General features: G+C 59.7%; 27 protein-coding genes. 14 read left to right on the top strand and 13 right to left on the bottom strand.

Going from position 1 to position 24,953, the window contains the following annotated elements; all coding sequences use genetic code 11:
- Positions 1–63: 63 nt before the first annotated feature.
- The 4 genes from GA830_RS17755 (at position 64) to GA830_RS17740 (ending at position 3,944) form a co-directional block, all read left to right on the top strand.
- Positions 64–1,284 carry an NAD-dependent epimerase/dehydratase family protein gene (locus GA830_RS17755; RefSeq protein ID WP_195163085.1) on the top strand — a complete coding sequence of 407 codons (1,221 nt, stop codon included), beginning with the start codon at positions 64–66 and terminating at the stop codon, positions 1,282–1,284.
- Between the two features lie 6 nt (positions 1,285–1,290).
- Positions 1,291–2,109, top strand: coding sequence for a glycosyltransferase (locus tag GA830_RS17750; protein WP_195163084.1), 819 nt, complete (start codon positions 1,291–1,293; stop codon positions 2,107–2,109).
- Complete coding sequence (locus GA830_RS17745; RefSeq protein ID WP_195163083.1) at positions 2,106–3,014, top strand: NAD-dependent epimerase/dehydratase family protein; 909 nt, start codon at positions 2,106–2,108, stop codon at positions 3,012–3,014. Before GA830_RS17750 ends, GA830_RS17745 begins: the two co-directional genes overlap by 4 nt.
- 279 nt (positions 3,015–3,293) lie before the next feature.
- Positions 3,294–3,944: a 5-formyltetrahydrofolate cyclo-ligase gene (locus GA830_RS17740; RefSeq protein WP_195163082.1), complete on the top strand. Its 651-nt coding sequence runs from the start codon at positions 3,294–3,296 to the stop codon at positions 3,942–3,944.
- Positions 3,945–4,032: 88 nt separating this feature from the next.
- On the opposite strand, the gene GA830_RS17735 is transcribed toward GA830_RS17740, so the two are convergent.
- Genes GA830_RS17735 through GA830_RS17725 form a run of 3 tightly spaced genes read right to left on the bottom strand, consistent with a single transcriptional unit; the run spans position 4,033 to position 7,819 of the window.
- Positions 4,033–4,956 (bottom strand): NAD(P)-dependent oxidoreductase, encoded by a 924-nt coding sequence (locus GA830_RS17735; RefSeq protein WP_195163081.1) that lies wholly within the window; start codon positions 4,954–4,956, stop codon positions 4,033–4,035.
- Positions 4,953–6,167 carry a mandelate racemase/muconate lactonizing enzyme family protein gene (locus GA830_RS17730; protein ID WP_195163080.1) on the bottom strand — a complete coding sequence of 405 codons (1,215 nt, stop codon included), beginning with the start codon at positions 6,165–6,167 and terminating at the stop codon, positions 4,953–4,955. The genes GA830_RS17735 and GA830_RS17730 overlap by 4 nt, the downstream gene beginning before the upstream one ends.
- Before the next feature lie 35 nt (positions 6,168–6,202).
- Positions 6,203–7,819, bottom strand: coding sequence for a GMC family oxidoreductase (locus GA830_RS17725; protein WP_195163079.1), 1,617 nt, complete (start codon positions 7,817–7,819; stop codon positions 6,203–6,205).
- A gap of 181 nt (positions 7,820–8,000) precedes the next feature.
- Here GA830_RS17725 and GA830_RS17720 point away from each other — a divergent pair, with 181 nt between their 5' ends.
- The gene (locus GA830_RS17720; protein WP_195165030.1) at positions 8,001–8,396 is read left to right on the top strand and encodes an acyl-CoA thioesterase; all 396 of its coding nucleotides are present in this window, start codon (positions 8,001–8,003) and stop codon (positions 8,394–8,396) included.
- Between the two features lie 11 nt (positions 8,397–8,407).
- Here GA830_RS17720 and GA830_RS17715 read toward each other — a convergent pair whose 3' ends face one another.
- A complete protein-coding gene (locus tag GA830_RS17715) occupies positions 8,408–8,836 on the bottom strand; it encodes a winged helix-turn-helix transcriptional regulator (protein WP_195163078.1) in 429 nt (142 codons plus the stop codon).
- Positions 8,837–8,919: 83 nt separating this feature from the next.
- Here GA830_RS17715 and GA830_RS17710 point away from each other — a divergent pair, with 83 nt between their 5' ends.
- The gene (locus GA830_RS17710) at positions 8,920–9,522 is read left to right on the top strand and encodes an NADPH-dependent FMN reductase (protein WP_195163077.1); all 603 of its coding nucleotides are present in this window, start codon (positions 8,920–8,922) and stop codon (positions 9,520–9,522) included.
- 58 nt (positions 9,523–9,580) lie between these two features.
- Here GA830_RS17710 and GA830_RS17705 read toward each other — a convergent pair whose 3' ends face one another.
- From GA830_RS17705 to GA830_RS17690, 4 genes are all read right to left on the bottom strand, one after another.
- Positions 9,581–10,888, bottom strand: a complete 1,308-nt coding sequence (locus GA830_RS17705; protein ID WP_195163076.1) for a hemolysin family protein — start codon at positions 10,886–10,888, stop codon at positions 9,581–9,583.
- Positions 10,889–11,004: 116 nt separating this feature from the next.
- On the bottom strand, positions 11,005–11,967 hold the full coding sequence (locus GA830_RS17700; RefSeq protein ID WP_195163075.1) for an extensin-like domain-containing protein: 963 nt from the start codon (positions 11,965–11,967) through the stop codon (positions 11,005–11,007).
- 122 nt (positions 11,968–12,089) lie between these two features.
- Complete coding sequence (locus GA830_RS17695; RefSeq protein WP_195163074.1) at positions 12,090–12,722, bottom strand: extensin-like domain-containing protein; 633 nt, start codon at positions 12,720–12,722, stop codon at positions 12,090–12,092.
- Between the two features lie 279 nt (positions 12,723–13,001).
- The gene (locus GA830_RS17690) at positions 13,002–13,427 is read right to left on the bottom strand and encodes a DUF3775 domain-containing protein (RefSeq protein ID WP_195163073.1); all 426 of its coding nucleotides are present in this window, start codon (positions 13,425–13,427) and stop codon (positions 13,002–13,004) included.
- Positions 13,428–13,825: 398 nt separating this feature from the next.
- Between GA830_RS17690 and GA830_RS17685 the strand changes: the two genes are divergently transcribed.
- From GA830_RS17685 to GA830_RS17675, 3 genes are all read left to right on the top strand, one after another.
- A complete protein-coding gene (locus GA830_RS17685; RefSeq protein WP_195163072.1) occupies positions 13,826–14,359 on the top strand; it encodes a tetratricopeptide repeat protein in 534 nt (177 codons plus the stop codon).
- Between the two features lie 204 nt (positions 14,360–14,563).
- Positions 14,564–15,037, top strand: coding sequence for a transcription elongation factor GreA (gene greA, locus GA830_RS17680; protein ID WP_195163071.1), 474 nt, complete (start codon positions 14,564–14,566; stop codon positions 15,035–15,037).
- Between the two features lie 62 nt (positions 15,038–15,099).
- Entirely contained in the window at positions 15,100–16,143 is a 1,044-nt protein-coding gene (locus GA830_RS17675) for a glycosyltransferase family 4 protein (protein ID WP_195165029.1), read from the top strand.
- A 6-nt stretch (positions 16,144–16,149) separates the two neighbouring features.
- Here the strand turns inward: GA830_RS17675 and GA830_RS17670 are convergent, their stop codons facing one another.
- Together GA830_RS17670 and GA830_RS17665 are read right to left on the bottom strand one after the other, a co-directional pair.
- Complete coding sequence (locus GA830_RS17670) at positions 16,150–16,947, bottom strand: glycosyltransferase family 2 protein (RefSeq protein ID WP_195163070.1); 798 nt, start codon at positions 16,945–16,947, stop codon at positions 16,150–16,152.
- On the bottom strand, positions 16,944–17,438 hold the full coding sequence (locus tag GA830_RS17665; RefSeq protein WP_195163069.1) for an Lrp/AsnC family transcriptional regulator: 495 nt from the start codon (positions 17,436–17,438) through the stop codon (positions 16,944–16,946). The genes GA830_RS17670 and GA830_RS17665 overlap by 4 nt, the downstream gene beginning before the upstream one ends.
- 250 nt (positions 17,439–17,688) lie before the next feature.
- Here GA830_RS17665 and trxB point away from each other — a divergent pair, with 250 nt between their 5' ends.
- Positions 17,689–18,663: a thioredoxin-disulfide reductase gene (gene trxB, locus GA830_RS17660; protein ID WP_195163068.1), complete on the top strand. Its 975-nt coding sequence runs from the start codon at positions 17,689–17,691 to the stop codon at positions 18,661–18,663.
- Positions 18,664–18,686: 23 nt separating this feature from the next.
- A complete protein-coding gene (locus GA830_RS17655) occupies positions 18,687–19,583 on the top strand; it encodes a LysR family transcriptional regulator (RefSeq protein WP_195163067.1) in 897 nt (298 codons plus the stop codon).
- 544 nt (positions 19,584–20,127) lie between these two features.
- Here GA830_RS17655 and GA830_RS17650 read toward each other — a convergent pair.
- Positions 20,128–21,330 (bottom strand): pyridoxal phosphate-dependent aminotransferase, encoded by a 1,203-nt coding sequence (locus GA830_RS17650; RefSeq protein ID WP_195163066.1) that lies wholly within the window; start codon positions 21,328–21,330, stop codon positions 20,128–20,130.
- A 294-nt stretch (positions 21,331–21,624) separates the two neighbouring features.
- Here GA830_RS17650 and GA830_RS17645 point away from each other — a divergent pair, with 294 nt between their 5' ends.
- Positions 21,625–22,479 (top strand): EAL domain-containing protein, encoded by an 855-nt coding sequence (locus GA830_RS17645; RefSeq protein WP_195163065.1) that lies wholly within the window; start codon positions 21,625–21,627, stop codon positions 22,477–22,479.
- Between the two features lie 79 nt (positions 22,480–22,558).
- Complete coding sequence (locus GA830_RS17640; protein WP_195163064.1) at positions 22,559–23,182, top strand: glutathione S-transferase family protein; 624 nt, start codon at positions 22,559–22,561, stop codon at positions 23,180–23,182.
- A 224-nt stretch (positions 23,183–23,406) separates the two neighbouring features.
- On the opposite strand, the gene GA830_RS17635 is transcribed toward GA830_RS17640, so the two are convergent.
- A complete protein-coding gene (locus tag GA830_RS17635) occupies positions 23,407–23,616 on the bottom strand; it encodes a cold-shock protein (protein WP_195163063.1) in 210 nt (69 codons plus the stop codon).
- A 282-nt stretch (positions 23,617–23,898) separates the two neighbouring features.
- Here GA830_RS17635 and GA830_RS17630 point away from each other — a divergent pair, with 282 nt between their 5' ends.
- Positions 23,899–24,228, top strand: a complete 330-nt coding sequence (locus GA830_RS17630; protein WP_195163062.1) for a hypothetical protein — start codon at positions 23,899–23,901, stop codon at positions 24,226–24,228.
- A gap of 44 nt (positions 24,229–24,272) precedes the next feature.
- Here GA830_RS17630 and GA830_RS17625 read toward each other — a convergent pair whose 3' ends face one another.
- Positions 24,273–24,827, bottom strand: a complete 555-nt coding sequence (locus tag GA830_RS17625) for a methylated-DNA--[protein]-cysteine S-methyltransferase (RefSeq protein ID WP_195163061.1) — start codon at positions 24,825–24,827, stop codon at positions 24,273–24,275.
- Between the last annotated feature and the right edge of the window lie 126 nt (positions 24,828–24,953).

The following is a 24,953-nucleotide window of genomic DNA, read 5'->3' as shown; positions in this document are numbered from 1 at the left end:
TGGTACGGCTGTCACATAGTCGCGCTAAAGCAACCGTGACGATAGCTGGACGGAGTGATTCTGATGAAGATTGCAGTTCTGGGTGGTGACGGATTTGTCGGCTGGCCGACAGCGCTTCATCTGTCTGATCAGGGCCATGAAATTCATATTCTCGACAATCTGTCGCGTCGTTGGATTGATACCGAGCTTGGCGTGCAATCTCTGACGCCGATGGATTCCATTCAGGAGCGCACCCGCATCTGGCATCAGGAAACCGGGCGGCGCATTCATTTCCATCTCATTGATCTGGCACGCGATTACGAGGTGTTGAAGACATGGCTGGCCGACAACCGGCCAGACGCCATCATCCACTTTGCCGAGCAGCGCGCCGCGCCTTATTCGATGAAGAGCGACCGGCACAAAAACTACACGGTGAACAATAATGTCAGCGCCACGCATCATCTTTTGAACGCGATGGTGGAGATCGGTCTTGATGCGCATCTGGTGCATCTGGGCACGATGGGTGTCTATGGCTATTCGACCGTTGGCGCGGCGATCCCCGAAGGCTATCTGCCGGTCGGCATCGAGACCGTGGCTGGCGAGACGGTGAAGCAGGATATTCTCTATCCGGCCAATCCGGGCTCGATCTACCACATGACGAAATGTCTCGATCAGTTGCTGTTTCAGTTTTATGCCAAGAATGACGGATTGCGGATTACCGATCTGCATCAGGGCATTGTGTGGGGCACCCATACCGAGCAGACGCGGCGCCATGAGCAGCTGATCAACCGGTTCGATTATGATGGCGATTATGGCACGGTGCTGAACCGTTTCCTCATTCAGGCGGCGATAGGCTATCCGCTGACAGTGCATGGCACGGGCGGGCAGACGCGCGCCTTCATTCATATTCAGGACAGTGTGCGCTGTGTGGATCTGGCGTTGAAAAACGCGCCTAAGCGCGGCGATAAGGTGAAAATCTTCAACCAGATGACCGAGACGCACCGGGTGCGCGATCTGGCCGAAATGGTGGCGCGGATTGCAGGTGCCGAGGTTGCCTATCTGCCGAACCCGCGCAAGGAAGCGGCCGAGAATGACCTTATTGTCAAAAATGAGCAGTTTTTGGCGCTTGGGCTCGACCCGATCACGCTGGAGCAAGGGCTGCTGGGCGAGGTGATGGAGGTGGCGCAGAAATATGCCTATCGTGTGGACCGCAGCCGCATTCCCGCTGTTTCGGCATGGACGAAAGACATTGCGCCGACCATCGAGCGCGACCCGGAAGGCAAGCGCCTGAAAAGCGTGGGCTAAAGCTGCATGAGCAGGCGCTTTGCCTATGTGACGCTGGTGACCAATGCCGATTACGCCAAGGGCGCTTTGGCCTTGGTGCGCTCCTTGCAGCATAGCGGCACTGAGGCTGATATTGTGGTGCTGCACACAGGCGGGGCGACAGAGCAGGACCTTGCGCCGCTGGCAGAGCTGGGCGTGCTGCTGCTGCCTGCAGACCTGCTGCCGACTTCGGACGGTTTTAACCAACGTCACCAGCGCGAGCGGCTGCATGCGGCGGCGCCTTTTACCAAGGGCAACAAGCCGGCCTTCCACACGCCACTCGATAATTTTGCCAAGCTCAGGCTCTGGGAAATGACGCAGTATGAGCGCTGCGTGTTCATTGATGCCGATGCGGTGGTGGTGAAGAACATCGACCGGCTGTTTGCCTATCCGGAATTTTGCGCCGCACCGAATGTCTATGAGAGCGTTGCTGATTTTCACCGGCTGAACTCGGGCGTGTTTGTGGCGCTGCCCAGTGCGGCAACCTTTGCAGCCATGCTGGAAAAACTTGATGCGCCGGATGCTTTTTGGCGGCGCACGGATCAGAGCTTTCTGGAAGCCTATTTTCCGCATTGGCATGGGCTGCCGGTGTTTTTCAACATGCTGCAATATGTGTGGTTCAATTTGCCGGAATTGTGGGATTGGAAGTCCGTTTGCGTGGTGCATTATCAGTATGAAAAGCCGTGGGAGAACGACCATCCCAAGGCCGCGCAACTGGCGCCATTGATCGCGCTTTGGCAGGCGTTTTTCAGCGGCGAGCGGATCGACGAGACGCTGGCCGGGCTGACCAATCCGGAGCCTGTGTGAGCCGCCATGTGCTGATTTCAGGCGCGACCGGCTTTGTCGGGCGCTTTATTGCCGAGCATTTTCTGGCACGCGGGGACCGCGTGACGGCGATGGGACGCACGCCGCCTGTGCCTGGGTTTTTCTCCGCGCCGGTGGTTTTCGTGGAAGGTGGGCTTGATCCAGCCCGCGACTTTTCTTCAGTGTTTGCTGGTGTAGACGCATTTGTCCATGCAGCTTTTGACCATGTTGCGGGAAAATACCGTGGCGGGGAGGGCGATGATGCGGCGGGCTTTCGGCGCCGCAATCTGGATGGCAGCGTTGCGCTTTTTCAGGCTGCGAAGACCGCTGGCGTGGCGCGTGTCGTGTTTTTATCCACGCGCGCTGTCTATGGCACGCAGGCTGCGGGAGCAATGTTGCAGGAGGATATGGTGCCGCAGCCGGATACGCTCTATGGCGCGGTGAAGCTTTTGGGCGAACAGGCGCTGGCGAAGCTCAGCGATGAAGCGTTGTGCGGAGCGAGCCTGCGGGTGACTGGGGTTTACGGGCCTGCGGGACATGGCCGGGCGCATAAATGGCAGACATTGTTTGACGATTATCTGGCTGGCCGACCGGTTGCTTCACGCGTGGCGACCGAGGTGCATGGCGCGGATGTGGCGGCGGCAGTGGCTCTGATGCTGGACGCGCCGGCTGATGCGGTTTGCGGGCAGGTGTTCAATGTGTCGGATCTGGTCGTGGATCATCGCGATTTGCTGGGGCGGGTGCGGGCGTTGATGGGTGTCGAGCGCCCGTTGCCGGAGAGGGCGGATGCTGCGGCGCTCAATGTGATGGCGACGGAGCGGCTGCGGTCGCTTGGCTGGCGGCCGGGCGGGGCGGATGCGCTGGATGCGTTTGTGCGGGCAGTGGTTCGAGGGCTGTTGGCGCGGTAGCCCCCTCTCCGCCTCGCTGCGCTCGGCACCTCTCCCCCCTTCGTGGGGGCGAGGAAATGGCAGTCGCAGACGTCGCCGCCTCCACTTTCGTGGGGCGAGGCAAGTGTCCAGCTTGGGTTCCTCGCCCCACGAAAAGTGGGGAGAGGTGGCTTGGGCGCTAGCCCAAGACGGAGAGGGGGCAGCCGCAAAACTGACAGCGCCGCGACCGAGCATGTCGCATCACGCTGGTCACCTGACCGCCTCCTGCGTAAAATGCTTCTACGCAGGAGGAGGCCGCCCATGATCAATAGCGACGATGACCCATCAGGCAGCTATGCCTCGCCGCCCTGTTTCGCGCATGAGCTTGAAGGTGGCGCGCCGGTGGATGCGCAGACGCGCAGCGATATTATGCGCTGGCGCAAGGCGGAGCGTGAGCGGCAGATTGCAGCGCGGCTGGCCATTCCTGCAGACGTGCGCGCCGCTATGGCGGTGAAAATCGGCGAGGGTCTGGACCGTGTGATTGGCGATGTATCGGGCCACATGATTAGTCTCTATTGGCCCTTTCGCGGTGAACCGGATTTGCGGCCGTGGATGGAAACAGTCATCCAACGTGGTGGCTATACGGCACTGCCTCTGGTGGTGGAGAAGGGCGCGCCGCTGATCTTTCGGGCGTGGAAAAAGGGTGATCCGCTTGAGAAGGGCGTGTGGAATATTCCGGTTCCGGCGGATGGGCCTGCGGTGATGCCGAGCATTGTCATCTCGCCCTTGGTGGGCTTTGACGCGCAGAATTTTAGGCTGGGCTACGGCGGTGGATTTTTTGACCGCACGCTGGCTGCGATGACGACGAAGCCGCTGGTGATCGGCATCGGATATAGCGCGTCAGCGCTGCCGACGATCTATCCGCTGCCGCATGATATTGCGATGGACGCGATCGTGACCGAGGCAGGCTGAGCGGGTTAAAGCGTTGATTCAACGTGATGTGACGCTGAGTCAGGCCTGCATCCTATAGGTTTGAAAATAAAGCCGTCTTAGACATAGCTCATGCTTCCAGTTTGGCCGGAAAGCCGGCTGCGCGCAGGTCGGTGCCGGTGGCGTCTTCCAGGAGCTTGACGATCTGGGTCGACCAGGCGTCGCCGCCATAGGCCGCTTTGCCGCGCTCGAAAATCTCTTCCACATGGGTGGCGAGTTCCAACGGGGCACCGAATTCATTGCCCATCGCGGCGGCAAATCCGAGGTCTTTCAGCGCAAGATCCATAGTGAAGCCGATGTCATAGCTGCCGTTCAAAACCAGCTGGCTTTCGGTTTCGTGGACGAAGCTGGTGCCCGAGGAAGCGGCGATGGCGTGGTAGGCCTGGGCGAGGTCGAGCCCGCCGCGCCGGGCCAGCATGAGTGCCTCGCCGGCGGCAACGAGATGAATGAAGGCCAGCATGTTAGTGATGACTTTTATCACTGCAGCAGAGCCGAGCGGACCCATGTGAAATGCCCGCGCGCACATTGCGTCGATGGCCGGACGATGCGTTTGCAAGAGAGCGGCGTCGCCGCCCACGAGCGCGGTGATCTGGCCCTTGGCGGCGAGATGCACGCCGCCCGTCACCGGGCATTCGAGGACGGAAATTTCTTTCGCCGCCGCGATGCCGGCGAGCCGGATCATCTCGTCGCGGCCATTGGTGGACATCTCGATCCAGGTGCCTCCTTGCGGCAGGCCTTCAAGCAGGCCGCCGGGCCCAGCCAGCACAGCCTCGCTCACCTTGGGTGAGGGCAGGCAGGTGATGGCATTGCCGGCGCGGGAGGCGGCATCGGCGGCCGAGGCCGCGCCGGTTGCCCCGAGCGACACAAGCCGCGCCACGGCGTCCGGGTCGCGGTCGTAGACCGTGATCTCAAATCCGTGACGTAGAAGGCAGCCGGCAAGGTTGCCACCGAGATGGCCAAGGCCGATGAACGCATAGGCGGGACGTTTGTTCATGGGACCAGCGCTGTCGGTGACATTTGCAGGTGCAGTTGATCGCCGGTCCACGGGTGTGCCTCGCACACGGCTTCGTTCAATTCGACGCCGAGACCGGGTTCCTTTGAGGGGATGACATGGCCATCCTGCCACTCGATTTTTTTGGTGAGAAGCTCGGCGTGGAAGCCGTCCCATTGCTTGATCGCTTCAAGGATGAGGAAGTTGGGCAGGGTGGTTGCGAGCTGGATATTGGCGGCACCGACGATGGGGCCGCAATAGCAATGGGGGGCGATCTGAATGTGATAGGCCTCGGCCATGGCGGCGATTTTCTTGGTTTCAAGAATGCCGCCGGAGCGCCCAAGATCCGGCTGGAGGATGGTTGCCGCGCGGTTTTCGATGATGCGGGCAAACTCCCATTTGGTGGTGAGCCGCTCGCCGGTGGCGATGGGGATGGATGTGCCGCGCGCCACTTGCGCCATCACTTCGGGCATGTCCGGCGGGACGGGCTCTTCAAACCAGAGCGGATCATAGGGCTCAATGGCACGCGCCATGCGCAGCGCGCCCGATGCGGTGAACTGGCCGTGGGTGCCGAACAAAATGTCCGCGCCGGTGCCGACAGCCTCGCGGATGGCTTTCATCATGCGGGCTGACAGGTCGATGTCGATCAGGCGCGGCTGGTGGCCGTCAAAGGCGGTGTAGGGGCCGGCGGGGTCCAGCTTCACGGCGTTAAAACCCTGGCGCATATAGTCGAGCGCGCATTCGGCTGCCATGTCGGGGTCGTTGTAGACATTTTTCGCGCCGTCTGCCTCGTCGGGATAGACGCTGCCGGTCTGCGGATAGAGGTAGGTATAGGTGCGCAGGGTTTCATGGACCTGGCCACCGAGCAGCTTGTAGACCGGCTTGTCGGCTTCCTTGCCGATGATGTCCCAGCAGGCCATTTCGAGCGCCGAAACACAGCCCATCATGGAAATATCCGGGCGTTGCGAGAAGCCGGAGGAATAGGCGCGGCGGAAGAAGGTTTCGATGTCGTGCGGGTCCTGGCCGACCAGATAGCGCTCGGCGCAGTCCTCGATCATGCGCGCGGTTATGTGCGGGCCGAAGGTGGCATTATAGGCTTCGCCATAGCCGACCACGCCGCCATCTGTGGTGAGCTTGACGAAGATGAAATAGCGGCCGCCAGCCTGGGGTGGTGGGTTGGCCACCACGAATGTCTTGACGTCGGTGATCTTCATTTTTCTTGCTCTCCCGGTGGACGGCGTTTCAGGATCTACCCTTGGTCTTCCAATATAAGCTGGGCCCCCTTGGCGCCGGTCATGATCGACGGGGCGTTGGTATTGCCACTGATATTTTCGGGAAAAACCGAAGCATCAATCACCCGAAGTCCTGCCACACCATGCACCTTCAGGCGCGGGTCGACCACCGACTGGCTGGGGTCTGGTCCCATGCGACAGGTGGAGACGGGATGATAGACCGTGCCCGAGCGACTGCGGAAATCGGCGATCAGTTCGTCGTCGGTGCTACAGGAAGGTCCCGGCAGCACCTCTTCCACGATGATACTCGACAGTGCCGGCATAGCAGCGATGCGGCGCACAAACTTCACTGCGGCAAGCATCTCGGCAACATCTTCCGGCGTTGAGAAGGCGTTGGGCATAATTTTCGGCGGATCGGTGGGATTGACCGAGCGGATCATGATCGAACCGCGGCTCGACGGGCGGCAATTCGACAAGCCAATGGAAAAGCCTGGCCACGGATCGGGGGTAAGGAGTGGCCGCTCGCCCTTGCGCGGAATGACGGTGGACAGGGCCTGAAAATAGAGCTGCATGTTGGGCCGCGTCAGCGCGGGGTCGGTGCGGAAAAAACCGCCGGCATTGTTGAGACTGCGCGACAACGGGCCGTCGCGCAGCGCCAGATAGCGCATGCCTACCAGCATCTTGCCCCACCACGGCCGCAGCATCTGGTTCAGCGAGGGGATTTTTGCCTTGAACGTGTAGTTGATGCCGACATGATCTTGGAGGTTGGCGCCGACATGGTCGTTGTCGTGGCGGATCTCGATGCCAAGCTGGCGCAGGTGGATGGCGGGACCGATGCCTGAAAGCTGTAGCAATTGGGGTGTGTTGACCGAACCAGCGCTGACAATGACCTCGCGACCAGCTGTTGCCGTGTGAAGAGTGCCGTTGCGGAGATACTCGACACCGGTGACGCGGCTGCCCTCAATCAGAAGGTGTGTTGCCAGCGCGCCGGTTATGACCTGCACATTGTTGCGCTTCATGGCGGGACGCAGGAATGCGCGCGCGGCTGACATGCGGCGGCCGTTGCGGGTGGAGATCTGGTAGGTGCCGACCCCTTCCTGTGCTGCGCCGTTGAAATCAGGATTGAGGGGCAGACCAGCCTCGACACCTGCCTTCAGGTAGAGGGCAGTCAGCGGGTGGAGGCCGCGCGAGCAATCGGTAACATGGACCGGCCCGCCGACGCCGCGCCATGCATCGGCGCCGGCTTCATTGTCCTCGATTGCCTTGAAGACCGGCAAAACATCGTCAAAACCCCAGCCGGGATTGCCGGCATCGCGCCAGGCGTCATAATCTTCACGCTGGCCGCGAATCCAGACCATGGCATTGATGGAGCTGGAGCCGCCAAGAACTTTGCCGCGCGGCCAGTTGTCGGCATTGCCGGCAAGGCCGGCGTCGGGTTCGGCTTTGTAGTTCCAGTTCACAGTGGGATCGAAGAATGTCTTGCCGTAGCCGAGCGGCATCTGGACATAGAACCGGCGGTCGCTGCCGCCGGCCTCCAGAACAAGCACCGAATATCGGCCTGAGGCGGACAGGCGTTCTGCTACCACGCATCCTGCTGATCCCGCGCCGACGACAATGAAATCATAGGTCTGCATCGAGAGCGCCCGGTCATTTCTCAGTCAGTGCAATTGATAGCGCAGACATGGGCGCGCGATAGTGCGGCTACCGGCACCGCTTGTGGAAAATGCGACTGACGTGTCGCTGCAGAGACATGGGTTGCAGGACGCTGCTTCACCTGCCATCGATGCTGCGCAGAATCTGGCAGCGAGGGAAATCATGGTTCAATACGCTGAAGGCAGTCCAACGGGTGAATTGACACTGAGGACGCTTGCCATGCCGTCGGACGCCAATGCGGCTGGCGACATTTTTGGCGGCTGGGTCATGGCGCAGATGGATCTTGCCTGCGGCATTCGTGCGGCCGAGCGCGCGCGCGGACGTGTCGTGACCGCAGCGGTGAAGGAAATGTCATTCGCCAAGCCGGTGAAGATCGGCGACACGCTGTGCATCTACACCCATGTCGAGCGCATCGGGCGTACCTCGATCACGCTCAAGGTCGAGGCGTGGGCGCAGCGCTATCTCAGTGACCTGATGGAGCGCGTGACCTATGCCGATTTCGTCATGGTGGCGCTGGACGGCGAGGGGCATCCCAAGCAGGTGCCTACCGAGGGATAGGTTTCAGGACCTCAGGCGCTGACTTTCCTGAGGGTTCCAGGTTCCAGCGGCGTGCTGCGCACCGGAACAGGGGCGGCATAGTTTTCGTCAAACCGCTTGCGGGCGGATTTGACCCTGTCCATATTTATTCGCGCCCACTCGCCCAAAGCGTTGACCGGCACCTGCAATTCGCGGCCAAGGTCTGTCAATTCGTAATCGACGCGCGGGGGGATGCTGGCAAGCACGGTCCGGGTGACAAACCCATCGCGCTCCAGACCGCGCAGGGTGGTGGTCAGCATCTTTTGCGAAATGCCGCCGACCTGACGGCGCAATTCGGTAAAACGCATCGGTCCGTTGGTCAGGTAGCCAACCACGAGCACAGTCCACTTGTCGCCGACGCGACCCAGAATATCGCTGATAGCGCGACAGTCTTCCGATTCATAGCGCAGTGCCGGTTTCAAAAAAGTGCCTCCTTGCGAGGTGTTATCGCTCTCTTATATGGAGTTGGTACCTAAAAGTTACCAGAACCCCATAGGAGACAACCATGACCAAGCCCAAGATTGGTATCATAATTGGAAGCACACGCGAAGGGCGCTTTGCGGATCGCCCAGCCGCATGGATCAACGATATTGCCAAAGCGCGCGGCGATATTGATGTTGAACTGTTGGATTTGCGCGATTTTCCGATGCCGTTCTTCGACGAGACAGGCGGGCTTGCCTATACGCCGACCACCAACGATGTTGCCAAAAAGTGGCAGCAGAAAATTCAAGCGCTCGACGGATTTGTGATCCTGGCAGCTGAATATAACCACGGACCGACCGGTGTTTTGAAGAACGCGCTCGACTACGCCTATACCGAGTGGAACAAGAAGGCGGTGGCCTTTCTCGGCTACGGTGGTGTCGGTGGCGCACGCGCGGTTCAACAGTTGCGCGTGACTGCGGTCGAGTTGCAGATGGCGCCGACGCGCGCTGCTGTTCACATTCTCTGGCCCGACTATGCCAAGGTGCTGGAAGGCACGCCGCTCGCCGAGATGGGCCACCTCAACAAAACAGCATCCGACATGCTGGATCAGCTGGTCTGGTGGACCAAAGCGCTGAAGCTTGCGCGTGAAGCCGATGCGCAGGCAGCTGAAACGAAGGCCGCTTAGGTCCAGACGCGCGTACCAGCGCAAGCGGGAAGGAGCGCGACGGCGCGCCTTCCTCTCGCTAGCGGATGATTTCGCGCCGTCCGCCAGGCAATTTGCTAGCCAGCACCTTGTCGATACGGCGGCCGTCGAGATCGACCACTTCAAAACGCCAGCCATGGGCATCGACCCATTCGCCGGTGGCGGGCAGGTGGTGCATTTTCGACAGGATAAAGCCGGCCAAAGTCTCGTAATCCCGGTTTTCGGGCAGGACGAAATGCAGATGGTCGGCCAATTCGTCGGCCTGCAGGGAGCCTGGAAGCAGCCATGACCCGTCTTCGCGCTTGACCGTTTCCTGATCGCCGACCTCGATATCGGCGCGGAACACGCCGGTGATCGCTTCCAGAATGTCGGCTGGCGTGACGATGCCTTCGAAGTGGCCGTATTCATCGTGGACCAGCGCCACGGGCACATTGGATTCCTTCAACGTCGTGAGCACATCCAGCGCATCAGCCTGATCGTGGACGATGGGCGCGTTGCGCACATGCTTTGTCACGTCGAATTTCTGCCCGGCCAAGAGGGCGGCCAGCACCTCGCGCGTCTGCAAAACACCAACCATGGCGTCAACGCTGCCATCGCCGGCGGGCAGGCGTGAATGCTGGGTTTCCATCAACAATTTGCGGGTCGTCGCGTCGTCTGACTGGACGTTGATCCAGTCAACATCGGTGCGCGGGGTCATCAGCGCGCGCACGGCGCGGTCGCCCAGACGCATGACACCGGCGATCATGCGCCGTTCGTCGGATTCGATGGTGCCGTGATGCTCGGCCTCGGCAACCAGCATCTTGATTTCCTCGTCTGTGACTTTGCTTTCGCTCTCTTCCTTCTGGCCAAGCAGGCGCAAAACGCCACGGCCGGAAATGTCCAGCAGCCAGACCAGCGGTGACGCGACCTTTGCAATGATCATCATGGCAGGCGCTGCCTTGACGGCTACCGCTTCTGGATTTCGAAGCGCGATCTGCTTTGGAACCAGCTCGCCGATGATCAGGGAAGCGTAAGTGATGAGCGCCACGACGACGCCAACGCCGAGAGGATCGGCGACGCTAGAGGGAACGCCATATTCGACAAACTGACGGGACAGCCGCAGCCCGAGGGTGGCGCCGGAAAAGGCACCGGAAAGCACGCCGACAAGGGTGATGCCGATCTGGACACTGGAGAGAAAGCGCCCCGGGTTGGCGCCGAGCGCCAGGGCACGCTTGGCTCCCTTGATGTGGCGGTCGATCATACCTCTCAGCCGCGCAGGGCGGGACGACACGATGGCCAGTTCGGACATGGCCAGAAGGCCATTGATCAGGATGAGGACGACAACGGTGGCGATCTCGATATAGAGCATGATCGCTCCCATAGCATTGCAAGCTGCGAGATTTGAAGAACAAATATCACTTGATGAACCGATTACCGGTGCTTTGTGTTCCCTGCGTCAGCTTTTCGGCAGAACATGCATGCCACCTATTTGCAGGCGCGGTAGCCGTTCCTGCGTGGTTTGATGTCGAAATGAAAATGGTTGCGGTGGTCGTAATTGTAGCCGGGGCCAAGCACCGTGCTGAAATAGTCGCAGCCATCGGCCCGGACTGTATTGAGGAAGCCGCGTTCGCGGAACGAGAACCAGCCTGGCTTCTTCACGTCAATGTCGCGGCCGTTCTTGAGCTCGATGCGCATGATGTCGAGCGCATTGCCGAGCGAATGTTCAGACGGAGTCGACGTGCCGTTGATGCGGCGGCACGAGTAGCTTGACCCCTGATGAATTGTTTTGATGCCGGAGAAATAGCGCTTGCGCGATGCGGGAGCGAGCTCGTTTTTGGTCCAGCGTGCGAAGGTTGCAGCCATCTGGCAGTTCAGCGTCGCGGCGGGCTTCATCACGATGCCGCCGGACAGGCCGGACACCGATACTGGATTATCTATCCTGCATGAGCTGCCGTCGCGGATCGGCGCCAGGTCTTTAAACGTCACGCCAAGGCGTTTCAGGTCACGTCGGCAGGCCACTTCATCGGCGGGCATTGCCGGTGCCTGCTCTGCGCGGGGTGTTTCCATGCGCGGATAGCCGGCCATATAGGGGTTTGAAGGCACCAGCCGCTGCATGCCGCTGCCAGGAAGAACCGCCACGCGGGGTTCTTCCTGCTGGGGTTCCTGTTGTTGTGGAAAGGCTGACATTTCAGGGTCGAGGTCTGGCCCGTCAACGCGTGGCGTCACATAGCCAGCATCGGGATCGGACATCGGGACGGCATAAGCGGGTGCCGGGCGGACAGGCGCCATGGCAAGTGCTGACGTGGTGCCAACATCGACGTCCGGACGCATCGAAAGGACGCTATCGGTCGTACAGGACGAGACAAGGACCAGTGTCAGCGCCGATAGCGCGGCAAAAGCCGGCCGCGCAGGTGCGGTCTTCGAGGTCTGGTTTGGTTTTTGCGGCATGATTTCTTGAAGCTTGCGTCCTGTCCCGCAGCTACTTTAGTGGCCAAGGGTAAAGGAAAGCTCAGCGCCCGCGTTCATCCCTGTGGCGAAAATCTGGCCTATGGCAAAACTTTGGCGCCAGACTAGTCGCAGACGGTGCCGCCGTTGCGGCGCTGGTCGAGATCAAAATGAAAATGCGTTGCGTGGTCCGCGTTGCTGCCCGGCCCCAGCACGGTCTTAAATGGCCCGCAAGCGGCAGTTCGCACGTGCGACAGAAAGCGAGAGTGCTGCGGGTTACGCGTGGCTGCTACATCGATGCGGGTACCATCCGACAGGGTGAACGCGGCGATGTCGAGGGCGTTGCCGAGCGCATGTTCAGACAGTTTCGAGCTGCCATTGCGCACCCGACAGACATAGCCTGATACCTGTTCAACCGCTGTCAGAGTGCGGCCTGGAAATTCCTGTGCGGCGAATTTTGCGGTCTCTTCGCTGACAAATTTTGCGGCGGCCTCTGCGATCTGGCAATTCAGAAGCGCTTCCGGATTTAGCACCACACCGTTGCCAAGACCTGTAACTGCAATGGGATAGGGCAGGGAGCAGCCACCGGATGCGTCGGGGGGAGTGGGGCGCGGGTCGAACGCGACGCCGCGTTGAGCCAGGCGCCTGCGGCAGGCAAGTTCTTCAGCCGGCAGTTCTGCCGGATTGGCTGCATTTTCGGATTTCTTGGGGGCGGGCGTGGCGGGCTGCTTTGGATCGGCATAAGGCAATGGTGACATCGCAGGGCGGGGTTCTGGAAGCGGCACGTCGGCTGGCAGCGGGGGACGTGCCGCTTTTGACTGATCCTGTGGCTGAGCCGTGGGAGCCGGAGCCTTGTCGGGCAATGGCGCGGTGTGAGCCTGCGCAGCGAAACAGAGCAACCCCGCCAGGACAAAAAGGCGACAGGCCGGCCTTTGCAGGCGATGTCGTGATGGGGTCCACATGGGTATGAAATGGTGCGGTGGGGCAAACTGGCAACCGGTGGAGCGATCACGCTTGCTTACGCTTGATGTCACGGTTCATGCACCGAGCGTTTCAAGACCTTCTTCGAGCCAGGCACCCAGCGTTGGCATGCCGAGCAGATATTTGGCAACGCGCTTGTTCACGCGCGGGCGCGCATCGGCCACTGCCTGCGTCCATTCCGTCCGGTCATAGTCGCCCCGACCGAGCCAAGCGAGTGCGATCAGTTCGGCGGCCTCATCGACATTCAAATCGTTGATGAGTTCACGCAGTTCTTCTTCGGTGAGGTCTTCTTCCTCTTCCTCGGCAAGACCGTCATGGCGGTGGCCATCGCGGGACTGGCTGTCGAGTTCGACCTCATGCTCATGGCCGTCGTCGTAATCATCGGTCATAGCGGCGCTGATGGCCTTGGCCTTCAGAATGAAGAAGCGCACCGTTTCCGGATCGATGGTGAGGTCCCATTCCTTTTCAGGCTTTGTGCGCATGTCCGGCTCCCGAGACAAAACTCTCGGCTTTTGTAGGCGTGATGACAACCGCAAAATGAAACTCTGTGTTGCCCAGAGATGGCGCGGTACATCCAGGCAGCCACGCAGCACGCGCACTACGATAATTTCGGTGGAGAGCTCGCGACTATAGATCGTATGGGCGCCTATAGCGTAGCGCCAGCTGCACAAGATCGCGCTCGGCGGCGAGAGAAAGCCGAAAGCCCCGATTTCTGGCCGTGTTCAGCGCGCAATACTCCACTGGCAGAATCAGACCGATCCGTTGGGCCCAGACCCATCACGCCAAAGTGTTATTTCCCGCCTGCAAAAATGATAGTGTTGGAAGAATATTGGTGCCGACAGCGGTAGCCTTGGCACAATCACCTGATGGAGATAGCGCAATGCGTACACGTTTGGTTGGTGGACTGGCTTCGATTCTGGTCACAATTCCGCTTCTGGCTGGCTCGGCTTACGCGATGGGCGAGAATACCGGGCCGGCAGACACTGTGCCCACGTGCAAGAACGGATCTGTCTGGGACAAGAACAAGAAGAAGTGCGTGCCCAAGACGAGCGCGCTCGATGATGACAGTATTTATGAAACGGGACGGTCGCTGGCCAAGCTTGGCCGCTATGGCGAGGCAATTACGATCTTGAGCCTGGCGAACAACAAGGCGGACCCGCGCATTCTCAATTATCTTGGCTACTCGCACCGCAAGCAGGGACGTGTTCAGGTCGGGGTCGGCTACTATCGCGAGGCGCTGCGGCAAGACCCCAACTATACGCTTGTGCGCGAATATCTCGGGGAAGCCCAGCTTCAGCTTGGCAATGTCGCTGCCGCACGCGAGCAGCTTGGCGAGATTGAGAAGCGCTGCGGCAAGGCATGTCCAGAATATACCGAGCTGTCCGGGGAGATTGCAGCGCACGTCAAGGGGTGACTGGAGCGCTCACTCCTGACTGTGCGTCGGTTTGCCCCTACGTCGGCAAAATTTGACGTGAAAATCGCCACGGACTTGCTATATTGAATAAAATTCAGGTGGAACGGTTCCGTTGGCTGAAGGGCTGCGGGCCGTTTTCTTTTGTCCTTCACCGGTGAATTTGCATTGAGCCCGCGGGGAGGCCGCGGCAGGAAGGAAGATATTATGGATAAGGCCCCGATGACCGCCAACGGGCTGGTAGCGCTAAAGGAAGAACTGCGCTGGCGCCAGCAGGAGGAACGTCCCCGTATCATCGAGGCCATTTCGGAAGCACGCGCCCACGGCGACCTTTCCGAAAATGCGGAATATCACGCCGCAAAGGAACAGCAGAGCCTCAACGAGGGTCGCGTCAACGAGCTTGAAGACCTGGTTGCGCGGGCCGAGGTCATCGACGTCTCCAAACTTTCGGGCGATACGGTGAAGTTCGGCGCGACTGTGGTCCTGGTCGACGAAGACACCGAGGAAAAACGCACCTACCAGATTGTCGGTGATCAGGAAGCGGATGTGAAGGCAGGGCGGATCTCGATCTCCTCGCCTATCGCGCGGGCACTGATTGGCAAGCAGGTAGGCGAAACCATCGAGGTCAACGCGCCAGGTGGCGCGCGCGGTTTCGAGATCAACAAGGTGCAGTACATCTGAACACCACGAACGACAGCGTTATGACCGTGAAAAACAAAACCGGGGCGGTGGCCCCGGTCGACATGGGCTCAGTCGACGTCATTGCGCTGAACTTTAAAAAGCGGCTGTCAGGTGTCACCAGCACGGTTGTGCAACTGGTGCCCTTGCAGGCGCGCAAGATTGGCATTGCCACGCTGGGGCCTGGGCTACCGGACACGCTGCCGAAACTGCGGTGGGGCCAGCTTTTCAGCGGCTTGTGGACGCGACCGAAAGGCCGGCCTTTCCGAATCTGGCACGCGCGGCGAAATCCCGAAATGCTGGCCGGCATCGTGCTGCGCGATGTGTTGCGGGCGCCGTTGAAGCTGGTGTTTACTTCGGCTGCGCAGCGCGATCACACCTCCTATACCAAATGGCTGATCCGGCGCATGGATGCGGTGATAGCCACCAGCGCGCGCTCGGGCAGTTTTTTGAAAGTGCCGCATACAGTGGTCATGCATGGCATAGACCTTGATGCATTTCGCCCCGCCGCCAGCCCCGATGACGCGTTTGGGGCCGCCGGAATACCGGGGCGCTATGCGGTGGGATGTTTTGGCCGCGTGCGGCATCAAAAGGGCACCGATCTTTTTGTCGACGCGATGATTGCGCTTCTGCCTGAATTTCCAGACTGGACGGCGGTGATCTCCGGGCGGGTGACCGCTGAACATCGCGGCTTTGCCGACCAGTTGCAGGCCAGGATCGACAATGCCGGTCTCGCCCAGCGGATAATTTTCCTGGGTGAGGTGCCTGACATCAAAATCTGGTACCGCCGCGTTTCGCTTTATGTCGCGCCGTCGCGCAATGAGGGTTTTGGACTGACTCCGCTTGAAGCGATGGCTTCCGGCACGCCTGTAGTGGCAAGCGATGCGGGAGCCTATGCGGAGCTTATCGTGCCGGGAAAAACCGGGGCGGTGGTACCTGCCGGCGATGGAGCGGCCTTGCGAACGGCCATTCGCCCCTATCTGGCTGACCCGGAAATGGCACAGCAATTTGGGAAGGCCGGGCTTGCCGATGTGCATGAGCGGTTTCCGCTGCAGCGCGAGGCGGACGCCATTCTGGCAGTGTACGAGCGGCTTTGGGCAAGCGGATAGGTTAGCCTATTCAGCGGGCGCATCCTTGCCGAGCCCGAGGCGAAACATCTTTGCTTCTGTCAGGAAAGAATAGTGCGCCAGCATCGCGGCATAAATGAAGCCTGGCGCTCCGCATAAGAAATAGCGGTGTCCTATATAGGTTTTTAGAAACCACCCAAGCGGCTTAAGCGCGATCTTGGCAAGATTGCTGCTTTTGCCACGTGCAAACTGCTGCTCAGCCTTCAAGGTGGCGTAGCGGTTGGCCTTTGCGGCTTCTTCGCTGAGCGAGAGATTACGGAAATGCAAAATCGTGCCGGCCTTGAGTGTGTGGACCGGGCCGGCGCTCCGCAGGGCTTCGTGGATCAACCGGGTTTCATCGTAGCGCGCGCTGCCGCGACGGACCAGGCGCACATGGGCCTTGGCGCGCACCGCTGCCGGCGGATAGCCGTAGCCGGGCAGATAGTCTCGGCCGGCCAGCGCATAGGCGGAAAGCGCTGCATCTTCGAGCGGCATAGTTGAGATAGCGGCCCTGAGTTCGGGGTCCAGACGCTCGTCGCAATCGAGGTTGAGGCACCACGCTTCAGAACACTGGTCGAGCGCGAACTGTTTCTGACGTGCGAAACCCAGCCATTCCTGCTCGATCAGCCGGATCGGAAATCCCTTGTCGATATAGGCGCGCACCAGATCGAGCGTGCCGTCGGTGGAACCGGAATCGACGATGATGATCTCGCGGCAGAAGTCGAGGCTGTCGAGGCATTCGGCGAGGACCGCAACCTCATTTTTCGAAATAACGAAGGCCGAGACTGGCTGGTGAAATCTGTTCATCGCGCAGCAGTGTCCGCAACATCGATAGTGACCAGACCTTGTTCCTTAATCTGCCGAATGGTCAGCGCGGTGCGGACAGTATCGACATTTGGTGTCGAGGTCAGGTCTTCGATGACAAAAGTCTGGAAGGCGGTCAGGTCGCTTGCGACGCAATGGAGCAGATAATCGGATTCGCCCGAAACCATCCAGGCGGAGCGCACGATTGGCCAATTGCGGGTGCGGTCGGCAAAGGCCTTGAGCTCGACTTCGGCCTGATGATGCAGGCCGACCAGACAAAAGGCGACGACGTCAAAGCCAAGCGCGCGGTTGTCGAGCAGGGCGCGGTAGGAGCGGATGATCCCGGTTTCTTCCAGCTTTTTCACCCGACGCAGGCATGGAGGCGCAGAAATGCCCACACGTTTGGACAGCTCGACATTGGTCATGCGGCCATCATCCTGCAATTCCCGCAGGATTTTCCAGTCGATGGCATCAAGGTCTGCTTTGAGAGGCATGGAATTCTCCGGGAACGCGCAAGAATCTGTCGCATACACGAAATTAAACTAGCTTAACATGCCCGACCGGCCAAGCTTTGAACGCCATTCGGGAAAACATTCGGGCATCGCAAGCGGCAAATGGAAGCTTTCCGGGGAGGAAGCGCGCTACTGCCTTGCATCCTGGGTAGCGGAACACCTAAATTATTGGCAACACAGTTTTATCCGCTGCCCGGCATATCACCTGTCGCCCGGACGAAGAGGCATCCCGATGACCACCAGACACGCGCCCGTTCTTATCGTGGGCTCCGGACCCGCCGGCTACACTGCCGCGATCTATGCCGCGCGCGCCATGCTCAAGCCGGTGCTGGTGGCCGGGATGCAGCAGGGTGGGCAACTGACCATCACCACCGATGTCGAAAACTATCCCGGCTTTGCCGATCCGATCCAGGGTCCGTGGCTGATGGAGCAGATGCTCAAGCAGGCCGAACATGTCGGTACCGAAATCATCAACGACCTGATCGTGGAAGCCGACCTGCAAAGCCGACCGTTCCGGCTGACGAGCGATTCCGGCACGGTTTACAGCTGCGATGCACTGATCGTTGCCACCGGGGCACAGGCCAAATGGCTTGGGCTGCCTTCCGAGCAGACCTTTATGGGTTTTGGGGTTTCTGCCTGCGCCACCTGCGACGGCTTTTTCTACCGGGGCAAGGATGTCGTGGTGGTCGGCGGCGGCAACACGGCGGTGGAGGAAAGTCTCTATCTCTCCAACATTGCGCGGCATGTGACGGTCGTTCACCGGCGCGCCGAGTTCCGGGCCGAGCGCATCCTGCAGGAACGTCTGTTTGCCAAGGAAAACGTCACGGTTGTTTGGGACAGTGCGGTGGAGGAAATCACTGGCATCGAAGCCAAAAAACCGATGCCGCCTTCGGTGACCGGAGTTCGTATCCGAAACACCCGCGACGGATCTATTTCGGAGCTCGCAGTGGATGGTGTGTTCGTGGCGATTGGCCATGCGCCGGCAGTTGAGCTATTCAAGGGAAAGCTGAAGCAGAAGCCGAACGGCTATCTGTGGACCGCGCCCGATTCGACCAAAACCGATGTTCCGGGTGTTTTTGCCGCCGGCGATGTGACCGACGATGTCTATCGCCAGGCGGTGACGGCTGCCGGACTGGGCTGCATGGCCGCGCTGGAAGCGGAAAAGTATCTCGCGGAAATGGACGTGCATCGCGAAGCGGCTGAATAGGTCGCCAGGACTGAGGGGTCGGCATGTCACTTGATTGGGATAAATTACGCGTGTTTCACGCCGCGGCGGAGGCCGGGTCGTTTACGCATGCCGCACAGAAGCTGAGGCTGTCACAGTCCGCGATTTCGCGGCAGGTCAGCGCGCTGGAGCTCGACGTCGGGGTGGCGCTGTTCCACCGCCATGCGCGTGGCCTGGTGCTGACGGAGCAGGGGGAGATTCTGTACCGCACGGCCCATGACGTGCTGATGAAGCTCGAGAATGTGCGGACCCGACTGACCGAGGCCAAGGACAGGCCATCGGGCGTTCTGCGGGTCACCACTACCGTCGGGCTTGGAACAGGCTGGCTGACAGACCGGGTGCTTGAGTTCACCGATCTTTATCCCGACATCCAATTGCAGCTCGTCTACGTGAACGAGGAGCTTGACCTCACCATGCGTCAGGCGGATTGCGCCATCCGGCTCAGACAGCCGCAGCAGCCTGACCTGATCCAGCGGCGGCTGTTTACGGTGCATCTGCATCTGTTTGCAGCCCCGGCCTATCTGGAACGCTACGGGCAGCCGCATAGTCTGGCAGAACTGGACAAGCATCGCCTCATCACATTTGGCGAGCCGGTGCCGAATTTTCTGCGCGAACTCAATTCGCTGGAAACGATCGGTCGACCAGAAGGCGACCGGCGCCCGGCCAATGTCCAGATCAATGATCTGATGTCGATGCGCCGTGTGGTCAAGCGCGGCGTCGGTGTCGCTCTACTGCCCGACTACATGGCGAATGAAGATTCGGGCCTGGTGCAGATTCTGCCGGAGATCGACGTGCCGTCTTTTGATACGTTTTTCTGCTATCCGGAGGCGATGAAAAATCAGGCAAAATTGAAGGCTTTTCGCGACTTCGTTTTTTCAAAAGCCCGCACATGGTCATTTTGACGGCGCTAAGTGCTTATTTTATTTGCATGATTTTTCGTGTAACCGTTTCATGCAAAAATGCATGGGTGAAATGCAGTCACGAAGCTTGCGTTTTAAGCAGTGCACGCTCATATCTCAGTCATCTCCTGGGCGCGTTCCTCCTCCCATTAGCGCCCTCGAGTGTTCCCCTCTGGAGGTTCGCCTTAACAGGCCACTTCCATTCAACTTAGCCGGATCCTTTCGATCCGGCTTTTTTGTTTTTGGACTTCTGGTTTTGCATTCGGTTGGGCTAATTGAGCGCAAACTAACATAGCCGGCTGGGATGTAACCCCCGGGTAACCTATTGGTGACCGACCTACTCACGTACCGTCTTTTATGGACGCGACGGATCAGTCCGGTGGTGGGGGCACTGCCTGGCTGATGGTCTCAGCAATCGTCGCGTCTTTTCAATTCGCCCAGGCTCACAGGGCGTATCTTGCGGCGGACCTGCCGTCCCGCCTCGTGCGGAGCGGTCCGCAAAAACGGCGTCTGGAAACCGGACGCCGTTTTTCTTTGGAGATTGCGCTCAGCTCAGGCTGGCCGTGAAACGCTGGATGCGGGTGCAGGCTTCTTCGAGCAGCTCTTCAGACGTTGCGTAGGAGATGCGGAAGTTGGGTCCGAGCCCGAAGGCCGAGCCAAACACAACCGCCACGCCCTCGGCCTCCAGCAATTCACTGCAGAAGGTCTCGTCGCTGTCGATCACGGTGCCAGCTTCAGTCTTCTTGCCGATCAGGTCCTTGCAGGAAGGGTACACATAGAACGCGCCCTCGGGCGAGGGACAGGTGATGCCGCGCGCCTGGTTGAGCATGGAAACGACGAGGTCGCGCCGCCCCTGGAAGATCGCTTTGTTCTTTTCGACGAAATCCTGCGGGCCGTTCAGCGCTTCGACTGCCGCCCACTGGGCGATGGAGCAGGCACCAGAGGTCTGCTGGCCCTGGATCATGTCCATTGCCTTGATCAGCGGCAGAGGGCCTGCAGCATAACCGATGCGCCAGCCGGTCATGGCGTAGGCTTTTGACACGCCGTTCATGGTGAGCGTGCGTTCGTACAGCTTAGGCTCAACCTCGGCCATGGTCTTGAAGACGAAATCGCCAAAGATCAGATGCTCATACATGTCATCGGTCAGCGTCCAAACATGGCTGTGCTTCAGCAGAACATCGGCGAGGCCGCGCAGTTCCGCTTCTGAATAGGCGGCGCCCGAAGGATTGGATGGCGAGTTGAGCAACAGCCATTTTGTCTTGGGCGTGATTGCTTTTTCCAGCTCATCGGGCGTCAGCTTGAAGCCGTTGTCCATCGAGGTTTCCGCGAAAACCGGTGTGCCGCCGCAAATCGCCACCATTTCCGGGTAGCTGACCCAGTAGGGGCGCGGGATAATGACTTCGTCGCCGGGGTTCAGCGTCGCCATAAAAGCGTTGAACAGGATCTGCTTGCCGCCGGTGCCAACGATGGTCTGTTCGGGCCGGTAGTCGAGATTGTTCTCGCGCTTGAACTTTTTGGAAATCGCATCGCGCAATTGTGGGATGCCTGAGACTGGCGGATATTTGGTTTCGCCGCGGTTGATCGCGTCAATGGCGGCGGTCTTCACATTGTCCGGCGTGTCGAAGTCCGGTTCGCCGGCGCCCAGCCCGATTATGTCGCGACCGGCGGCTTTCAGCTCGCGCGCTTTCTGCGAGACCGCGATGGTCGCGGAAGGCTTTACGCGGGAAAGGGCATCGGCAAGAATGGCCATATCGAACGGTCTCCGGTCAGGGTTAACAGTGCCATAAGCGGCGGGTCTTCATGTCTGAACTGCGCGATTTCCGCAAGGGCTATGCCCCAGGAACCGGTTCTGCCAGCCGTCAAAACCCAACCTGAACGGGCAAACCGCTACAATCTTCGCGATTGAATTAACCGGCAGTCAAACCTGTCTTGCTAGAGTTTTCTCAACAGCCGAAGAGCTGAATACGGGGCAGGCAGTGATGATCTTTTTTACACCGAGGTGCGCAGGCGTGCCGTCAATGTATGCGCCGCAATGGCTTTTGCCATGAGCGGTTTCAGCGCTGATGGGGACGATTTCGGCGGGGGGATCTTCGCCGACGAAGTCGGGCTTGAATACGCAATCTATGGCCAGACGCGGCTGAAGACGGCTTTCCAGCCGATCTTTCGGGCGCAGGGGCTGGCTCTGCTGCCCTTCGCCGTCGAGGCGCGGGTGGCACCACGGCTTCAAGGCGTTGCGGTTGCTGCCGGCGAATTCCTGGCGCAGGCGCCACGGGGTGACCGGGCGATGATCGAGGCCGCCTGCCGCACCATCCATGTCCGCAACCATGCCCAACTCGGCGTGGATGATCCGTCGACATGGCCGCTCTACATCAGCGTCGACGCACGCCACGGCCTCGATGCTGTCCAGTTTGCGTCTATCGCGGCGCTGGCGGATGAAGCAGGCATTCCAGTTGGCAACGTGATCTGTGAAATCGCCGATGCGGTGAGCATTGAGGACGCACAGCTTGCGGCCCTTGCCACCAGCGCCCGGTCAGCCGGCCTCAAGCTTTCGGTCGCCGCCTTCCGCGCTGACAGGGCTGCTATCGAGCAGGTCGCGCGTATCGAGCCCGATGTCATCAAAATTGACGGTGCGTGGTTCCGCAATGTTCAGGACAGGGCTGAGACGGCATTGCTATTTCCAGCCGTTGCCACCGCATTCAAGGGGCTCGGCTCGACGCTGCTGGTTCAGGGCATCGAAAATGGGGCTGAGCTTGCCGCTGCTCTCGACGCCGGTGCCGACTGGATGCAGGGTAATCTCCTGGCCGAAGCTGCGCTTGCGGGAACCATCGTCGATGAGACATCGATATCCATCGACCGTCTGGTTTTAGGCGACGTTCAAAAAGCCCATCAGCGGGGCTGATGTACCCTCAAGAATTTGTCACTGGATAGGCCTACGTGACAGCGCTAGCCATAGAGCTTGAGCTGGAGAGGGGGCTTTGATGGTCACGCTTTATGGCATGAGAGACAGCGGAAACTGCTACAAGCCGCGGCTGTTGCTGCACAAGCTGGGACGCCCATTTCGCCATGTCGAGGTGAACGCGCTTGACGGATCGACACGGCGCCAGGAATTTCTGGCACTCAATGCCAATGGCCGGGTGCCGCTGCTGGAGATCGAGGATGGCCGACGGATTGCAGAATCCAACGCTATCCTGCTCTACCTCGCCGAGGGCACCCAATTCATTCCCGCCAATGTCTATGAGCGCGGGCTGGTCTATCAATGGCTGTTTTTCGAGCAATATAGCCATGAACCCTATGTCGCGGTGCGGCGTGCCTTGATGCGGTTTCCCGAACGCCAAAAAGATGCCACTCCGGAGCGGCTGGCGCAGACGCTGAAGCTGGGTACGGATGCGCTTGCGGTGATGGACAAGCAGCTTGGCGCGACACCGTTCATGGCAGGCACGACCCTGTCGGTCGCTGATATTGCGCTCTACGCCTATACCTATGATGCCCATCAATACGGTTTTGAACTGGAACAGTTCCCAGCGGTCAGTGCTTGGTTGCAGAGGGTGGAGGCTGATCCGGGACATGTGCCGGAAGACTGGGTTCCGACCGAGGAGGCATAGGCCTGCCGGAGTTGCTGCGGGCGCCAGACGCAAAAAAGGCGGGGAAAACCCCGCCTTCCATTGCTCATTTAAACCTGACTTAAAGTATGGTCGTTTCCGGTATCCGGCAGCAATCTGCTACATCGGGACCAGTTCGGCATCACACATTCGCGCGCGCTTTCACGCGGCTGCCAGTACTTCCGTGACTTGCCGCGCGCTTCCGTTAAACGGGGCGCGCGAAAAAATCAGGCCTTGTTGAGCGATCCAGCGGACGACTTGCCAGTGCGGCGGTCCTGCTCGATTTCGAAGTTGATCTTGTCGCCCTCATTGAGGTTCGACATGCCAGCGCGCTCAACAGCGGAGATGTGAACGAAAACGTCCGCGCCGCCGTTATCCGGCTGAATGAAGCCGAAACCTTTGGTGCTGTTGAACCACTTAACGGTACCAGTAGCCATATGCGTATTCCTTGCAAAGTTTGCAACGTGAAGAAGTCTGGCCGTTAGACCAAACCAGTTAGTATCGAGATTTTTGGGATAGACGTCAGCAAACGCGAGTTCCGCGGGGCCACTAGATCGATCGGCCGAAAATTTCAACAAGCCGTATCTAGGCGCAATTGACGCGAAAAGCAAGAGGCTTCGTGATTTGTCTGCTGAAAAGGTGCCGTACCACTGCCGCAATCCCTTGCGAAGGTTGAAAAACACCCACTGAAAAGGCGCTGTTTCGCCGTTCGAGGTCCCATGTTGCGCTATGTCTTGTCGGCACTTCTCATCACCGTAGCGCTGCCTGCGATGGCGCAGCCACGCTACACATCCACGAGCCTTTCCTGCGCCCAGGTGACGGCAACGATAAAGCAGGATGGCGCTGCCCAGATGCGTTACCGCTCGACGCGCAATCCGTCCCTGCCGCTCTATGGCCGCTACGTGCGCGACACCCGCTTCTGCCGCAGCGGCGAACGGGCCGAGACGGTGTTCATTCCGTCCGCCGACCGAAAATCTTGTCCGGTGCTGGAATGCAAGACGGTAGACCGCGACGATGATTTTCGAATTTTGAGACTGCGGCGGGATTAGGGGCTGAACTGGCCCAGGGTGACTCGCTTGGTAGGTGAGGCACGTTAAAACCCGAAACTCTCCTGCGCCGGTGGTGGCGGGGCAATCTGTACACCTTCCATCGCCAGCAGCTTTTCCTTGGTGACAGATCCGCCTGGGGCGGAAAACCCACCGATTTTGTTGCCTGCGGCGACGATGCGGTGGCAAGGCACGATGATGGGAACCGGGTTCTGGCCAAGCGCCTTTCCGGTTTCACGCGCCAGACCGGGATGGCCGGCCTGGATGGCCAGCGCGCCATAGGTGGTATTTTGGCCGAAGCCAAGCCCGCGGGCCGCAGCATAGATGGCGCGCCGGAAGGGATCGATGCCTTCGAGACTGACTGGAACATCTGTGAAATCAATCGGCTCGCCGGCGCCATAGCGCTTCAGTTTTTCGCAAACCTCGGCCACCCATACATTTGGTATTTGTTCCATCATGGCAGACTCGCGCCGCAGCAACATCCTTTCGGTCGACGCGCGATCGCTGCCAGGAAGCTGTAGCTGCGTAATGCCGGTCTCATTCCAGGCGAGGCCAAGCCAACCGATCCGAGCTTCGACAAGCGTATAGAAAGTGGCTTGCATGGGTGTCTCACAGGCGCATCTTTGCGCATTCTTTGCGGGAACATCTTAACAGCGATCGGCGTTGGGTCGAGCAGGGAGGGCGCTTGAAACCCGCTCTCCTGACACCTGATACGATCCGCATCACGC

Source organism: Mesorhizobium sp. NBSH29 (genome assembly GCF_015500055.1).
Taxonomy (GTDB): Bacteria; Pseudomonadota; Alphaproteobacteria; order Rhizobiales; family Rhizobiaceae; genus Neomesorhizobium.
The sequence above is the reverse complement of the archived record's forward strand: the minus strand, read 5'-3'. Positions and strand labels throughout refer to the sequence as shown.

Excerpts from the sequence above, each read along its gene's own strand:
- GA830_RS17705 (WP_195163076.1), bottom strand. The coding sequence starts at position 10,888 with ATGCTCTATATCGAGATCGCCACCGTTGTCGTCCTCATCCTGATCAAT.
- GA830_RS17690 (WP_195163073.1), bottom strand. The coding sequence starts at position 13,427 with ATGCGCACAAAGCCTGAAAAGGAATGGGACCTCACCATCGATCCGGAA.
- GA830_RS17750 (WP_195163084.1), top strand. The coding sequence starts at position 1,291 with ATGAGCAGGCGCTTTGCCTATGTGACGCTGGTGACCAATGCCGATTAC.
- GA830_RS17685 (WP_195163072.1), top strand. The coding sequence starts at position 13,826 with ATGCGTACACGTTTGGTTGGTGGACTGGCTTCGATTCTGGTCACAATT.
- GA830_RS17725 (WP_195163079.1), bottom strand. The coding sequence starts at position 7,819 with ATGCAGACCTATGATTTCATTGTCGTCGGCGCGGGATCAGCAGGATGC.
- GA830_RS17670 (WP_195163070.1), bottom strand. The coding sequence starts at position 16,947 with ATGAACAGATTTCACCAGCCAGTCTCGGCCTTCGTTATTTCGAAAAAT.
- GA830_RS17630 (WP_195163062.1), top strand. The coding sequence starts at position 23,899 with ATGTTGCGCTATGTCTTGTCGGCACTTCTCATCACCGTAGCGCTGCCT.
- GA830_RS17625 (WP_195163061.1), bottom strand. The coding sequence starts at position 24,827 with ATGCAAGCCACTTTCTATACGCTTGTCGAAGCTCGGATCGGTTGGCTT.
- GA830_RS17640 (WP_195163064.1), top strand. The coding sequence starts at position 22,559 with ATGGTCACGCTTTATGGCATGAGAGACAGCGGAAACTGCTACAAGCCG.
- GA830_RS17700 (WP_195163075.1), bottom strand. The coding sequence starts at position 11,967 with ATGCCGCAAAAACCAAACCAGACCTCGAAGACCGCACCTGCGCGGCCG.
- GA830_RS17645 (WP_195163065.1), top strand. The coding sequence starts at position 21,625 with ATGAGCGGTTTCAGCGCTGATGGGGACGATTTCGGCGGGGGGATCTTC.
- GA830_RS17665 (WP_195163069.1), bottom strand. The coding sequence starts at position 17,438 with ATGCCTCTCAAAGCAGACCTTGATGCCATCGACTGGAAAATCCTGCGG.
- GA830_RS17655 (WP_195163067.1), top strand. The coding sequence starts at position 18,687 with ATGTCACTTGATTGGGATAAATTACGCGTGTTTCACGCCGCGGCGGAG.
- GA830_RS17730 (WP_195163080.1), bottom strand. The coding sequence starts at position 6,167 with ATGAAGATCACCGACGTCAAGACATTCGTGGTGGCCAACCCACCACCC.
- GA830_RS17650 (WP_195163066.1), bottom strand. The coding sequence starts at position 21,330 with ATGGCCATTCTTGCCGATGCCCTTTCCCGCGTAAAGCCTTCCGCGACC.
- GA830_RS17735 (WP_195163081.1), bottom strand. The coding sequence starts at position 4,956 with ATGAACAAACGTCCCGCCTATGCGTTCATCGGCCTTGGCCATCTCGGT.
- GA830_RS17710 (WP_195163077.1), top strand. The coding sequence starts at position 8,920 with ATGACCAAGCCCAAGATTGGTATCATAATTGGAAGCACACGCGAAGGG.
- GA830_RS17675 (WP_195165029.1), top strand. The coding sequence starts at position 15,100 with ATGGGCTCAGTCGACGTCATTGCGCTGAACTTTAAAAAGCGGCTGTCA.
- GA830_RS17755 (WP_195163085.1), top strand. The coding sequence starts at position 64 with ATGAAGATTGCAGTTCTGGGTGGTGACGGATTTGTCGGCTGGCCGACA.
- GA830_RS17740 (WP_195163082.1), top strand. The coding sequence starts at position 3,294 with ATGATCAATAGCGACGATGACCCATCAGGCAGCTATGCCTCGCCGCCC.
- greA (WP_195163071.1), top strand. The coding sequence starts at position 14,564 with ATGGATAAGGCCCCGATGACCGCCAACGGGCTGGTAGCGCTAAAGGAA.
- trxB (WP_195163068.1), top strand. The coding sequence starts at position 17,689 with ATGACCACCAGACACGCGCCCGTTCTTATCGTGGGCTCCGGACCCGCC.
- GA830_RS17720 (WP_195165030.1), top strand. The coding sequence starts at position 8,001 with ATGGTTCAATACGCTGAAGGCAGTCCAACGGGTGAATTGACACTGAGG.
- GA830_RS17635 (WP_195163063.1), bottom strand. The coding sequence starts at position 23,616 with ATGGCTACTGGTACCGTTAAGTGGTTCAACAGCACCAAAGGTTTCGGC.
- GA830_RS17695 (WP_195163074.1), bottom strand. The coding sequence starts at position 12,722 with ATGTCACCATTGCCTTATGCCGATCCAAAGCAGCCCGCCACGCCCGCC.